The following is a 14128-nucleotide window of genomic DNA, read 5'->3' on the forward strand; positions in this document are numbered from 1 at the left end:
TTGAGAAAAATACTGTTTAAAACAAACATAAAACACGATAAAATCAGTTTACGCGTGATTATACTTGTATATAAAAGTAACTTTATCTAAGTTTGTCCCCTTGGATTGAAAATTACATGGCAAATCACACAATTTCAAAAGCATTCAATTTCATTTTTACATACCCCATTTGGCGGATAGAAATCGATGCGGAGAATAAATTGATCGCTATAGAGACAAGAAATCCAGATGATACCTTTCCCTATTTTAATGTCATCACTTTTGAAGGAACTTACGTATTACAAGACTTCAAGGCAATAGCCAAAGAGTGGGTCCTAGCAGGAATTCAATGCAAAAAATTAATACTTAAGAAGATTGCCAATAATTCACCTATTGACGCAGGCATACAGGTAATCGATTGCTACAATCCGCAGCTTCAAGAAACCTGGTTCAACTACATATTCATCGGCATGGTTGATCAAGGCGTGCTTATTAGACCAAAAGTAATAGCAGAAGGCTTCCAATTATTTTTGAACCTCCAATCGATGTCGATTGAAAGCAAAAATGAAATTTTCTTTAAACCTTATGCTAGCGAGCTCGTCTATCCTATTATCTACAATGGTGAAATACCCCTTTTTTTGAAGGATTTCCCAATTGATGGTGAAATCTGGATAAATACAGTGAATGACTACTTTATTTGGGCTTTCTATGAAAAAGACAGAAACAATTGTTATCAAATCAGGCTAGTGCAATCCACAAGAGAAACATTGACAGAGTCTATTATTGCAGTTTCCAAGCTGGAACTAAAGCTCTTCAACATTTATTTTCTTATTCACGAACAAATATTCCTTTTGACAGATAATAAACGGGAGTTTGTTTCGTATTTAGTATAATTGCAAAATATATGAAAGTTTTATTCGAATTAAAGACATATAAAAAGATAGCTATTCTATCCATCGCGATATTAGCTATTCAACAAGTTGAAGCAAAAAACTCAACTTCTTTACGCGCTGATTTTATCCCTGATTCAGTAGGAACAGAAGCAATCAATGGTGAAGAATACGTGCTGTTCAAAATTGAAAAAGGAGATAATTATTACCAGTTAAGTAAAAAGTATAAAACGACGGTAGGCCAATTGACCCAAATAAACGGTAATGGAACATTAAGCCTGGGTCAAATTGTTAAGATTCCAACAGGTCGAAAAGCGAAATCAACAGTAAACAATGACCGTGGAAATATGACAGTGCAAAATCCGCGTAATCCGCAGCAGCAAGAAGGTTTCACGGAATATATCGTTGGTGAGAAAGAGACACTTTATGCCATATCTAAAAGGTTCAGTATTTCTGTTGAAGACATCAAAAAAGCAAATAACTTAAAAAATAATGTTATTGGCGGTGGAATGAAACTCATGATCCCCAATCAGCCCTTGCCTCCTGAACGACCAAAATTAGTTGAACCTAAAGGAATCGAAATTGTAAGCCCCGATTCTACTGACGGTGATGATAAAGAAGAAAATCAAATTTCAACAAACCGCTACGGAATACGTGAAAAGTCCGAACGTGGTATTGGCGTCTGGATTGATGGGCTATCATCTCAAGGTACAAGCAACCTCGCTCTTCATAAGTCAGCTCCAGTAGGTACTATTTTAAAAATTACTAACCCAATGACCAAAAGTGTGACTTATGCAAAAGTGGTCGGTAAATTTAATGATAATGCCGAAAACCAAAATGCAATTGTCGTGTTGTCAAAGTCTGCCGCCGCGAGCATAGGCGCACTTGATAAACGCTTCCAGGTTGAAATTGCGTATGGATTACCTCTAGAAAATTAACAGAATAAAATAGCTTTTATAGCATAGTAAGAATGAATAACAAACCGTATGTCATAGGAATTGCCGGAAGTAGTGGTTCTGGGAAGACTTTTTTTTTAAATAGCTTTTTAAAACATTTTAACCCACATGAGGTGACCTTAATTTCCCAAGATGATTATTACATCCCTGCCAATACTAAAACTCAGGAGGAAAATAGGCTCTATAACTTCGATATTCCGACATCAATCGACAGAGATGCTTTTTATAAAGATATCAAGGCTCTCTTTAACGGTGAGACAATATATAAAGAAGAGTATACATTTAACAACCCTTCATTAACACCCAAAATATTAGAGATTAAACCGGCACCTATTTTAATTATTGAAGGTCTATTCATTTTCTATTATACAGAGATAAATAATTTAATCAATCATAAGATATTTTTAAGCGCTGATCAGGATATCGCGTTAAGACGACGCTTACACCGTGATCTGGTTGAACGGGGATACTTTGAAGATGATGTCATGTACAAATGGGTAAACCATGTTCTACCCTCCTACAACGAGTACCTACTGCCCTATCAGGACACTTGCGATCAGGTCATATTTAACAATACCGATGAACCAGAGCCAATCTGGGAAATCACCAACCAAATTTCTGAAGAGCTAAAATTAAAGCTCAATTTGGTATAAAATTAAAACAATCTAGAAAGGAGAATCTCGTAAACAGATTCTCCTTTCTATTTAAAGTACTTGATTTATTGATATCAAGATTTTAAATACCTATCTTTGCGCCACGAAACAAATCCATCATAATGAACCATTCTGTAAAGATTAAAAATGCATTGGTTTCAGTCTATTATAAAGACGGCCTCGCTCCTTTAGTTGAATTATTAAACAAATACGGTGTTACCTTCTATTCCACTGGTGGAACAGAAACATTTATCAAAGATTTAGGGATAGATGTTGTTCCAGTTGAAGACCTCACCAGCTACCCTTCCATTTTAGGAGGCCGTGTAAAAACATTGCATCCAAAAGTATTTGGCGGTATCTTGGCGCGCCGCCCGCTTGAGTCGGATCAACAACAGCTTGCTCAGTATGAAATACCTGAGATCGATTTGGTTATTGTGGATTTGTATCCTTTTGAAGAAACTGTTGCTTCCGGTGCATCGGAACAAGAAATTATCGAGAAAATAGATATCGGTGGAATTTCATTGATACGCGCTGCCGCTAAAAACTTTAACGATGTGGTTATTATCTCTTCCAAAAATGATTACAAAGAATTGGAAGAAATACTAGCAAACCAAGAAGGTAATACGTCGTTGGAACAACGTAAAGAATTTGCTAAACGTGCATTCAATACATCCTCGCATTACGATACGGCAATCTTCAACTATTTCAATCAAGAAAATCCGCTTCAGGTTTTTAAACAATCTGAGCAAAAAGCGCAGGTGTTGCGCTATGGTGAAAACCCGCACCAAAAAGGCATTTTCTTCGGCGACTTAGATAAGATGTTTGATAAATTAAACGGTAAAGAGCTATCTTACAACAATTTGGTTGACGTTGATGCTGCCGTTGCTTTAATTGATGAGTTCACAGAGCCTACATTCGCGATCTTAAAACACACAAATGCTTGTGGAGTTGCCTCACGGTCAACAATCAAACAAGCTTGGTTAGATGCTTTAGCATGTGATCCTGTTTCAGCTTTCGGTGGAGTCTTAATAACGAATGGACAAGTTGATGCGGCAACAGCTGAAGAGATCAATAAATTATTCTTCGAAGTGTTGATTGCACCTTCTTATTCTGAAGAAGCGATTGCTATACTTACCGCAAAGAAAAACAGAATTATTTTGGTTCGTAAAGAGGTTACATTACCTGGACAACAGTTCAAAACTTTATTGAACGGCGTCATTCTTCAAGATAAAGACAATACGATTGAAGGACCTGAACAAATGGTTACGGTAACGCAAGTAGAGCCAACTTCTGAACAACTGGAGGATCTTTATTTTGCAAACAAAATTGTAAAACACACCAAATCAAATACAATCGTATTTGCTAAAAATGGTACTTTGTTAGCTTCAGGCGTAGGGCAAACTTCTCGTGTAGATGCATTGAAACAAGCTATTGAGAAGGCAATTTCTTTCGGTTTTGACCTTAAAGGCTGTGCGATGGCATCTGATGCCTTCTTCCCTTTCCCTGATTGTGTGGAGATTGCTTCGGAAGCTGGAATAGCAACCGTGTTACAACCTGGTGGTTCAATTAAAGATCAATTATCAATTGATATGGCCAATGAAAAAGGAATTTCCATGGTGACAACAGGTGTTAGACACTTTAAGCACTAATTGAACTTCAATAATAAATAAAAAAAGCTACTTTTCTAAAGTAGCTTTTTTTATTTATCTCGTTTCGACAGGAAACTTTGAACGCTTGTACTGTTCCATCTCAGCGCTGAGTTTGCGAATCGCATAACCCACAATGGCCACATCATCTATCCACCCGCCCACGAGAATAAAATCGGGAATTGCATCAATTGGCGAAACCACATAAAGTATCGTTCCAATAATAATCGATAAATTCCATTTGTCCATTTTATACTTCCCCGTAATGGTGTCCTTACACATCGCAATTAATACGTTGAAGTCGTCCATATAGCCTCCTAGATTCCTCGCTTTTACCTCCGCCTGTACAAATTCAGATTCCGTAATTTTACGATGCCTAAACTGCTCAAACATTCCCTTCGCAATTCTTTTGATTCTATTGTTCATACTTCAAAATTAGGATTACTAGTTTAACAATCCAAATCCTCGCGCTAAACCAAACACGAACCAGAATCACAATGCGCAGCGAACATAACCAAATCCCTCCCCTCACACCGACTAAATTTTGCCTAGGAACCCTTATTGATCCGCTGTCGGTCCAACCAACTACTTTATATATTCATTTACAAAGGTCATCGGAATAAAAAACGAGGTCTAAATATGGATTTTTATTATTTTTACAAATCGCTGTAGCAAAGTGTCAGTCATCTCCGTATAATAGACAACACAAGCGCAATGTGAGTCACAAAAACAAATTTTAATATTACACGGTTATGAAAAACTATAGATTATTTAATTTTATTGCTATTGCTTTAGCGGCATTCTTTTTAACAAGCTGTCTAAAAGATAACGATGACCAGCCAATTCCTGCCGCATTGCTTACCATGGTTAATGGATACACGGATGCCAATGCAGTTATATATTTTGCAGACGGCGGCCCGCTTCAAAACCCTAATTATCCATTGGGATTCAAAAGTTATGCACAAGTAGGCTTATTTACGGGAGCACGTAGAATTGCAGTTTCCGCTGAATATAACACGAAATTAACGGATACAACTGTAACAATCAAAGATAGCACCATCTATACATCCTTTTTATTTGGAACTAAAGCCAAACCCGTACAGGTGATCACAACAGATCGAATCAATAAAGACATCAAAAATACAGAGTCTGGTTTACGCTTCTTTAATCTTGCTGAAGGTACAGATTTAGTTACCCTGAAAATAGGCGATCAGGCTTCCCCCTCAGAATGGACCAATAGAGCACAAGAAACACAAAATTCAGCAAGTGCCCATCAGGGATTTATTGCTCAAAAGAGTGGCACATTCACTGTCACCGCTCGTGATAAAGCCGGAAAAACTATCGCAACACGTAGCGACATTAAATTGGTTGAAGGTTATTATTATTCATTAATACTCATAGGCAAGGCTAATGATGAAAAGAAACCTTTATATATTGGTCTAGTAGCCCAAGCCGCAAATTAAAATACCCATATCTATATACTATATAACAACGGCCGTCATGTAAACATGATGGCCGTTGTTTCTCATTTTATATCATATCGTAGATCTTAATGATTCTCTTTAGGTGCTACTTTAGTAATCACATAAATATCTTCATTATCTTTTTTCATCTTATACTTCTCACGTGCAATACGTTGTACTTCCTGCGGATTTGATCGAATATCGTTTATTGTTTTAATGATAGCCGCATTTTCCTTGAGGTAGAAGGAGCGTTCACTTTCCAAATTCGCTTTCTGCTTTTGATAACTATACTGCGTGGCAAAGTCATTTCGATCAAAAAACAACATCCACACGAGAAAAGCCAAAGCGGCTAACAAATACTTATTTCTTATTAAGGACCACAATCGTTGCATAAGACAAAATTACTATTTACCTTTTATACTTCGGATATTTTCTTCAAAACTTGAACATCTTTAATTAAAGATATGGAATAATATGCTCCAATTCATCATATACCTAGAATAATCTTATCTTTAACAGTTCAAAACGATCATTTGAATGAAATATCCATGGTTAAGACTAAACGCAGTTTTAACGAAAAAAAGATATCTCATAAGATCATAAAGAATAAAATCATTGACATATGAAATACTATCTTATTGCAGGTGAAACTTCAGGAGACTTACATGGTGCCAATCTTATTAAAGCATTAAAAATTGAAGACCCCGATGCGACTTTCCAAATCGTAGGGGGCAATCTCATGCAAGCAGAGGCGGGAAAAAAAGCGTTGATACATACTTCAGAAATGGCCTTTATGGGCTTTATAGAGGTTTTAAAAAATCTGCCCAAGATATCTAGGAATCTCAAACTTGTTAAAAATGATCTATTGAAAGAAAAACCAGATACCGTCATTCTTATAGATTTCCCTGGCTTCAATTTGAAAATTGCTGATTTTGCAAAAAAAAATGGCATCAAAACATGTTATTATATTTCCCCTAAAGTGTGGGCCTGGAATCAAGGCCGCGTAAAGAAAATCAAACGGATTGTCGACCATATGTTTTGTATTCTGCCTTTTGAGGTAGATTTTTATAAAAAGTGGCGCATGCCCGTTGATTACGTTGGAAACCCGCTGTTGGATGCGATTTCAGCCTATCAATTCAACCCAAAGTTCAGGGAGCAGCATGGATTTTCAGAAAAACCCTTGATCGCCCTTTTACCCGGAAGCCGCGAAATGGAAATTGCCAACCTCCTTCCCATCATGGCCGAACTTCCATTTTTCTTTCCTGTACATCAATTTGTCATTGCCGGTGCGCCTAATTTTGATGAAGCCTACTACAAGCAATTTTTTAAAGGTATTGATATTCCCGTAATCTTCAATCAAACCTACGACATTCTCCATAACGCAGAAGCCGCAGTCGTAACGAGTGGAACGGCTACACTCGAAACAGGTATCTTGAAAGTACCTCAGGTTGTCGTTTATAAAGCTAACCCAATATCGGTATGGATTGCCAAATTAGTCATCAAGGTTAAATTTATCTCACTAGTCAATCTAATTAACAATTTCTTATCAGTACGGGAATTGATTCAAGACGAATGCACGGCATACGATATCTCCTATGAAGTAGGTGAACTTATCAATAACAAAGCTCACCGTGCAAGTGTGATGGAAAACTATGATATTTTAGCCGAAAAGCTAGGTTCTCCTGGCGCATCAGAGAAAACGGCCAAATTAATTGTAAAATATCTCGCTAAATTTTAAACTCTTTTACCTTTTATTTGTCAAACTACTAGTTAGTTACAATTAATTAAAAGTTTTATGAAATTTAAATTTATTCTAGGCTTTTTTCTTTGCTTTGCAATGACCTTCACTGGGAAAGCACAAGAAACACAACATATTTCTAAACTGGAAATTGGCAAAAAAGCGAAAAAAAATATCGATAATAGAGACTCTACTGTTGTCATGCACATCGATACCTTAATCATGAAAGACAATTCTACCCTTTCGTTCTATGGTAAGAAAAATGTCAAGCTAACAATTGGTTATGCTGAAATTGGAAATAAAGCAACCATCTATGGAACAGATGGAAAGAATAATGGTGCAAATTTTGACATCAATGCTAATTTTCAAAAATTAGGTTCTCTTTATATCATTGCAAAGGGAGATGACGCTTTTAATGGCACCAAAACTTTTCCGAATGGTAACGGAGGAAAAATTAAAGTCAATTTAACAACTGGTAGCCTTAAACCTCAGACAACAAATAAAAAAGCGCCTAATTATATTTATGGAGATGTTGCAGCAGGTGGGCGGGCTGTCAATGCAAACACGGACTTGAGAAACATCTATGATCGGATTAAAACCGCTCCCACCGGATTGAGAGGCTTGCCTCAAGGGCAAATTTATTCGGGCAGTGCCGGAACTGAAGGTACATTTGAACTAATTTCAACACAATAACAAAATTCCTTAATCCATAAAAAAGGCGTATTATTCTCTAATACGCCTTTTTTAATGGACTCATTATTATCTACAACCTCTTCTTTTAAGCTCATAGGCCAACACCAACCGTGTCATCCGATCGTATCGTGCTATGCCTTCCTGTTGATTGTTGTGCTTGAGGTATTGATTATAAAACAATCCCATCACATCGTCGACCCAACCTGTGTATTGACTCCAGAAATACCTTTCTTTTTCCATATCGTTCAATACTTTTGCGCTTAATCTTCCCTTGTAATCTTTTCCTAAATCAGGATACATGCCCTGCAGTTCACGTAACATATACAGTGTGGTCTGTAGATAAGCCGAGTATCGGTAAAAGGTTTGTGGATGTCGCTGTAAGCGAACAAAAGCGATAAAATTCGCCTCGTCTTCAAAACCAATTCCCTGTTGATGCGCAAGTTCATGCACTGTAGTAAAAGGTAAAAAGGTTACTGGCATGGCTTTATTGACATGTGCTTCATGAGTAAATGGATTAAAATAACCCGAGACACCAAAAAAAGAGACTATCCTGCTATTCATGGGTGATTTTGCCCTAATTTGACCTCTTGACAGGAAATCTGCAAAAGCCGTATCCTGTTGTACCCATATATTCAAATCCCTTTGAATAGTTTCTTTATGCTCTTCCCATTCGGATGGATCCACATGTCCCCGCAGATTATTTGTACTGTCCAAAAACCCATTCAAAACCACGAGATAATCCGCTAACTTTAAGCTATCAACTTTCAAATTGGCATTTATACTGATTGGTTCACGATAGTAATTCATACCCCATGATAGGTAAAAGAAAAAATAGAGACCTAGTACCAAATTGATCACAGTCAAAACCGAACGAAAGGAACTTTTCCATCTTCCTTTCCATAAATTTCCGATTAATTTAGCAATTGAATAGAGTAGAAATGAAACGACTAGGACATAAAATAGATCACCTAAACTAAAGGGAACATACCCAAAAATAAATCTTGGCACATGACTATAGGAACGGTAAAACCCGCGTGCATAAAACGCCTCAATCCATTGGCTATGTTGCTCAACCAAGGAGAAAATAAAAATTCCAATCAGAAGTAATACTACCGTGAAAACAGCTATTTTATCGCGTTTCTCCATTCAAATAAGCTATAAAACGACTAACTTTCGTTCTCAAAATAGACCTTGTAATAATTCATGCCTTTATCCTCATCGTACCCCTTCTCAAGATATTCACGTTTGCCATGAACATAGATATGAAAATTCTTATCCAGCTTTAAAACAGACTTATAAGAAGATTCCATTTTTTTCACCGCTTTATCTGCTATTTCAAAACTTGCCTGAAATGGGGAGTCAAATTCGTCTTCAAAACCAGCTTTAAAGTCCTGAAATAAAGCAATAGCCTGCGGATTGCCCAGTACTTCCTCCTCAAATTCTTCTTGGACAAAAGTTTCTTTTTCCTTAAAGTAATTCATGGATTTGTTCATCAAATCAATTTTGTCCGCTTTCTCCAGTTCAAATGTCTCATCTAGTTTTTCCTGAACAAAGTTCTTATAGACTTTTAGATAATTCCCTGTTTGATTGAAGTTATCGTTACGCACGCGCAGCTGTAGAAACTCATCTTTCCAGTATACTGCCTCCTGTTGACGGTTTGTCTGATCGAGAACCAGCACCTTATAACCTTCTTCTTCTTCTACATTGATAATAATACAGCCTTTGTCCAGTTTATTGATATTGATCGCCTCCTGCTCATATTCCAACATAAAAGCACCTTGCTCCGGATATACTTTCAAATAAGTCTCTTTATTCTCCGATTTGAATATACCAATGGCATCATGTTCTTCCCCTTCGATCTGTACATTCTTTAAGGCAACTACGTACACCTCCCCAGCTTTAATTTTTGGATGGCTGGATACCTCATAAAGGTGTTTTGAAATTTGTTGGGAAAAATCGTGAAATGGAAGCTGCTCCTTAAAATACTGTCTTGCAAAATAGAAAATCTCATTCAGTTCCAGCTCTCCATTCGGATGATATAAGCGATATACCTCATTCACCTTTGCAAAAGGACTCATAAAATACTGCATCAATAGTCCAGGTAACACTTCATCTCCTTCAAGAGATACCGGGGCATCCGACAAAATATAAAATTCATCTTGCGCTTTATTGCCTACACGATGAATGGATAACGCTTCAAAAGTTGCATCTTGGTGAAAAAACATATTTCTTATCTTATAAATTATATAAATCTATTGCTATTCTAAAAGTCTGGCAATGTGCATTGACAATATCTTTAATTTCAGGAGAATAACCTCCCCCCATACTTACCTGAATAGGGATATGGTGTTTATGGCACATATGAAAGACCAATTCATCTCTTCGACGGCAGGTACTGCTGCTTAAATTCAATTTCCCCAGCTTATCTGTTTGTAAAATATCTACTCCAGCCTGATAGAAAACGAAATCAGGCTCAAATTTCCGGAACACATCAACCAAATTTTCTTCCAATAAAGTGAGATATTCCGCATCAGTAACCTGATCTTCCAAGCCGATATCCAAATGGGAACGCTGTTTGACAAAGGGATAGTTTTTCTCGCCATGCATTGAAAAGGTAAACACCTGATTATGCCCCTCAAAAATATGCGCAGTACCATTTCCTTGGTGTACATCCAGATCAATAATAAGGATACGACCTGCATAGTTATGCTTCAACAGGTACCCGGCGGCAGTCGCTTGATCGTTCATCAGGCAAAAGCCTTCACCAAAATCATAACCGGCATGATGTGTCCCCCCTGCAATGGTAAAAGCAACACCATACTCAAGTGCATATGCGGCGCTTCGGATCGTCCCATCTAAGATATATCGCTCCCGATCAACAAGGCTTTGACTTAATGGAAAACCTATTCTACGGATCATTTTCGAATCCAAAGTAAGCTCAAACAACTGCTTTACATACACTGGATCATGGACCAAACAGCATGTCTCAAAGCTTGCTAGTTCAGGACTAAAAAAACTTGACTCATCTGCCAGCCCTTCATGCTTTAACTGTAAAGGAATCAACTCGTATTTCAGCATCGGAAATCGATGCCCCTCTTTGACGGGATGGACAAATTCTTGACGAAAAGCTATCTTAAGCACCTTAAAATCTTCTATTACTCATGCGAAGATAAGAAAAAGATCTTTTGGAGTTGTAGGAGAAAAAGGGCATCTTTGAGAAGGAACAAACTGCAAGCCAATGTTACGTTGCATAACAGCATACTTGTATTCAATCATAAATTTATATTCTTCAAGATAAATGGAAACAACTCATTTGCCCCAATTGTCTGCCATGGAACAACGTGTACTAGGCTCACTAATCGAAAAATCAAAAGTAACCCCAGAATATTATCCAATGACAATCAACAGCTTACAAGCTGCTTGTAATCAAAAGACTTCCCGCAAACCGGTTGTACAATATACAGAAGAAGATATTATCGCTACATTGGATATATTAAAGAAAAAGGGCTTAATCTCGACAGTTGTTGGCGGAGGATCTCGCGTAACAAAGTATAAACACAATTTTGCCATACAATTTCCACTGGTTCCTTCCGAATTAACCATTGTTTGCTTATTACTACTCAGAGGACCAATGACCGCCGGGGAAATTAATTCAAACTCTGGAAGACTTTATGAATTTGAATCATTGGGCGAAATCAATGAACAATTGGAAAAATTGGCACAAGAAGGCTACTTGAAGTCCCTGCCTAAACAAATAGGGCATAAAGAAGTCCGCTATATTCATTTATTAGGAGATATCAACCTGGAAGCGTATGAAAATAGCGTTCCTGCAGGCAGCTCCTCGAACGACCAGACCTTACTCGAACGAATTGGACAATTGGAACAGGAAGTTGCAGCATTGAAACAAAAATTTCAGGATCTCTGGGATGAATTACATTAGTCGCTCATGTCGCAAACAATAGATTCCGAAAACGAAATATCCAAAGCAACCTTGTGGCTGATGACCATCGCCACAGGCTTGGTTGTCGCCAATAATTATTACAATCAACCACTATTGGACCTGATTGCCAAAGACCTACATATTGACGAGGCCATGGTCAGTAATTCGGCCATGTTAACGCAGATCGGATATGCCTTTGGCCTGTTACTGATCGTCCCCTTAGGGGATATGTTTAAGCGAAAAAAAATGATCTTGATCGATTTCTTTTTCATTATTTTTTCTTTAGTCGGTATGGCCATGTCCACTTCTATCCTATCGATCTTGCTATTCAGCTTTCTGATAGGTTTCACCTCCGTTATTCCGCAGGTTTTTGTGCCCATGGCCGCCGAGCTTGCGAGCAAAGAAAAGCAGGCTTCAGCGATCGGAATGGTCATGTCGGGCCTGCTGATTGGTATATTACTATCTAGGGTTGTAAGCGGGTTTGTCGGCTCCTACTTCGGATGGCGCGAAATGTACTGGATAGCCTCAGCAATTATGGTCATTACAGCCATCGCCATAGCGATCAAGCTACCGGAGGTACTGCCAAATTTTAAAGGTTCTTACCAGGAATTGATGCGATCAGTCTGGAACTTTGCCAGAAAACAACCTGTATTACAATTGGCTGCATTTCGTGGAGCTATGGGATTTGGGGCTTTTTCCGCATTTTTTACAACGCTTGTTTTCCATCTTTCGGCCCCACCTTTTTTTGATGGCCCCGCAACTGCAGGAGCCTTTGGTCTCGTAGGTGCCTGTGGTGCGCTTGCCGCTGCTTTTGTCAATAAACTAACCATTTATATAGGCAAAGCAAAAATCATCTTATATGCGATCTTATTGATTTTATTCAGCTGGTTATTATTTACCCTCTTTGGCTATACCTATTGGGGTCTCATTCTTGGTGTTATTCTCATTGATCTTGGTCTACAGTCGATGCACATCCTAAATCAAAGCGATTTCTATGCGCTGAACCTCGGGGCCAACAACCGACTAAACACCGTATACATGGTCAGTTATTTTATTGGCGGATCAACAGGCACTTTTTTTGCTGCACAAGCATGGCAACACTTCCAATGGCCCGGTGTTATTGTCGTAGGCACATGTTATACGGTATTGGCACTGTTGGCTCATCTATTATTTGATTATAAATTAAGAAAAAACTAATATGAAATTCGGCCAAGTTGAACATCCGGAGGAAATCGATTTTACCCTTCCTCCTACTCCACCGGAAACCTTAACCCTATTACAGCATTTCAAAAACGATCAATCTTTTGAGGTATTTGTAGGCTGTGCAAAATGGAATAAACAAGATTTAAAAGGCTTTTACCCCAGAGGTACAAAAGACGAACTTGCTTATTACTCCACGCAATTTAACAGCATTGAACTCAATGCCACATTCTACAATTCGCCCGGCATAGACCAGGTAGAAACCTGGAAAAAGAAAACACCTTCCAACTTCAAGTTCTTCCCAAAAATCCCACAATCCATCAGCCATTTTAGCAGATTATTAAATACGGGTGATAAAGTGAAGTTGTTTACGGATTCCATTGTTCATTTCGATGAGAAACTGGGAATGGCCTTTTTACAGATGCACGACAATTATAGTCCAAAGGATATGGCCCGTCTAAAACTATTTCTTCATGACTGGCCAAAAGAAGTCCCTCTAGCCTTAGAGGTACGAAATAAAGATTGGTTTTCCAAACCCGAAGTAACAAAAGAACTCTATGCGCTGCTGGAGGAAACCAACGTGACCAACGTACTGGTCGATACCGCAGGCCGTAGAGACATGCTCCATATGCGCTTAACCACACCGACTGCTTTTATACGGTATGTAGGTGCCAACCACGCGTCAGATTACGATCGCCTAGATCAATGGATCGATGTGCTGAAACTATGGCGCGAAAACGGGTTGCAAAAACTGTATTTCTTTATCCACCAGAATATTGAGATAGAATCGCCATTACTGGCAACACATTTTATCAAAAAACTGAATACAACATTCGACTTGGATCTAACCTATCCCAACAAAAACACAGGAAATACATTATTCTAAGACAGGATATCAGTTCCGGTGCTAAAGCCAACTATAGAAAAAATCATTCAGCATATTTTGCCCACAAAAAAGAAGCTGTCTCAA

General features: G+C 38.1%; 15 protein-coding genes. 10 read left to right on the plus strand and 5 right to left on the minus strand.

The annotated features are described in order from the left end of the window. Positions 1–116 precede the first annotated feature (116 nt). The 4 genes from B3E92_RS09070 (at position 117) to purH (ending at position 4127) form a co-directional block, all read left to right on the plus strand. Positions 117–872 carry a hypothetical protein gene (locus tag B3E92_RS09070; protein ID WP_112376119.1) on the plus strand — a complete coding sequence of 252 codons (756 nt, stop codon included), beginning with the start codon at positions 117–119 and terminating at the stop codon, positions 870–872. Between the two features lie 11 nt (positions 873–883). After that, the gene (locus B3E92_RS09075; protein ID WP_070567783.1) at positions 884–1807 is read left to right on the plus strand and encodes a LysM peptidoglycan-binding domain-containing protein; all 924 of its coding nucleotides are present in this window, start codon (positions 884–886) and stop codon (positions 1805–1807) included. Between the two features lie 32 nt (positions 1808–1839). Then, positions 1840–2478 carry a uridine kinase family protein gene (locus tag B3E92_RS09080; protein ID WP_046675464.1) on the plus strand — a complete coding sequence of 213 codons (639 nt, stop codon included), beginning with the start codon at positions 1840–1842 and terminating at the stop codon, positions 2476–2478. 122 nt (positions 2479–2600) lie between these two features. After that, a complete protein-coding gene (gene purH / locus B3E92_RS09085; protein ID WP_286896335.1) occupies positions 2601–4127 on the plus strand; it encodes a bifunctional phosphoribosylaminoimidazolecarboxamide formyltransferase/IMP cyclohydrolase in 1527 nt (508 codons plus the stop codon). 54 nt (positions 4128–4181) lie between these two features. On the opposite strand, the gene B3E92_RS09090 is transcribed toward purH, so the two are convergent. Next, a complete protein-coding gene (locus B3E92_RS09090) occupies positions 4182–4550 on the minus strand; it encodes a YkvA family protein (protein ID WP_286896339.1) in 369 nt (122 codons plus the stop codon). A 326-nt stretch (positions 4551–4876) separates the two neighbouring features. Here B3E92_RS09090 and B3E92_RS09095 point away from each other — a divergent pair, with 326 nt between their 5' ends. After that, positions 4877–5587, plus strand: a complete 711-nt coding sequence (locus tag B3E92_RS09095; protein WP_286896341.1) for a DUF4397 domain-containing protein — start codon at positions 4877–4879, stop codon at positions 5585–5587. Positions 5588–5673: 86 nt separating this feature from the next. Here the strand turns inward: B3E92_RS09095 and B3E92_RS09100 are convergent, their stop codons facing one another. Further along, on the minus strand, positions 5674–5979 hold the full coding sequence (locus B3E92_RS09100) for an FtsB family cell division protein (RefSeq protein WP_070567789.1): 306 nt from the start codon (positions 5977–5979) through the stop codon (positions 5674–5676). Between the two features lie 230 nt (positions 5980–6209). On the opposite strand from B3E92_RS09100, the gene lpxB reads away from it, so the two are divergent. Both lpxB and B3E92_RS09110 read left to right on the plus strand, forming a co-directional pair. Then, positions 6210–7325 carry a lipid-A-disaccharide synthase gene (lpxB, locus tag B3E92_RS09105; protein ID WP_046675460.1) on the plus strand — a complete coding sequence of 372 codons (1116 nt, stop codon included), beginning with the start codon at positions 6210–6212 and terminating at the stop codon, positions 7323–7325. Positions 7326–7382: 57 nt separating this feature from the next. Next, on the plus strand, positions 7383–8018 hold the full coding sequence (locus tag B3E92_RS09110) for a hypothetical protein (protein ID WP_046675459.1): 636 nt from the start codon (positions 7383–7385) through the stop codon (positions 8016–8018). Between the two features lie 66 nt (positions 8019–8084). Here the strand turns inward: B3E92_RS09110 and B3E92_RS09115 are convergent, their stop codons facing one another. From B3E92_RS09115 to B3E92_RS09125, 3 genes are read right to left on the minus strand one after another with little or no spacing between them, the layout of a single operon-like run. Beyond that, positions 8085–9164 (minus strand): DUF3810 domain-containing protein, encoded by a 1080-nt coding sequence (locus B3E92_RS09115; RefSeq protein WP_286896343.1) that lies wholly within the window; start codon positions 9162–9164, stop codon positions 8085–8087. 20 nt (positions 9165–9184) lie between these two features. Beyond that, positions 9185–10243, minus strand: coding sequence for a nucleoid-associated protein (locus B3E92_RS09120; RefSeq protein WP_070567795.1), 1059 nt, complete (start codon positions 10241–10243; stop codon positions 9185–9187). A gap of 10 nt (positions 10244–10253) precedes the next feature. Further along, on the minus strand, positions 10254–11159 hold the full coding sequence (locus B3E92_RS09125; protein WP_070567797.1) for a histone deacetylase family protein: 906 nt from the start codon (positions 11157–11159) through the stop codon (positions 10254–10256). Between the two features lie 157 nt (positions 11160–11316). Here B3E92_RS09125 and B3E92_RS09130 point away from each other — a divergent pair, with 157 nt between their 5' ends. The 3 genes from B3E92_RS09130 to B3E92_RS09140 are packed head-to-tail and all read left to right on the plus strand — an operon-like array spanning position 11317 to position 14044. Next, a complete protein-coding gene (locus B3E92_RS09130) occupies positions 11317–11958 on the plus strand; it encodes a YceH family protein (RefSeq protein WP_070567799.1) in 642 nt (213 codons plus the stop codon). 6 nt (positions 11959–11964) lie between these two features. Continuing rightward, positions 11965–13155 carry an MFS transporter gene (locus tag B3E92_RS09135; RefSeq protein ID WP_286896345.1) on the plus strand — a complete coding sequence of 397 codons (1191 nt, stop codon included), beginning with the start codon at positions 11965–11967 and terminating at the stop codon, positions 13153–13155. Between the two features lies 1 nt (position 13156). Beyond that, positions 13157–14044 carry a DUF72 domain-containing protein gene (locus B3E92_RS09140; RefSeq protein WP_070567803.1) on the plus strand — a complete coding sequence of 296 codons (888 nt, stop codon included), beginning with the start codon at positions 13157–13159 and terminating at the stop codon, positions 14042–14044. The last annotated feature ends 84 nt before the right edge of the window (positions 14045–14128 follow it).

The sequence above is a fragment of the Sphingobacterium sp. UBA6317 genome, from assembly GCF_002440385.1.
In the GTDB taxonomy this organism is placed as follows: domain Bacteria; phylum Bacteroidota; class Bacteroidia; order Sphingobacteriales; family Sphingobacteriaceae; genus Sphingobacterium; species Sphingobacterium multivorum.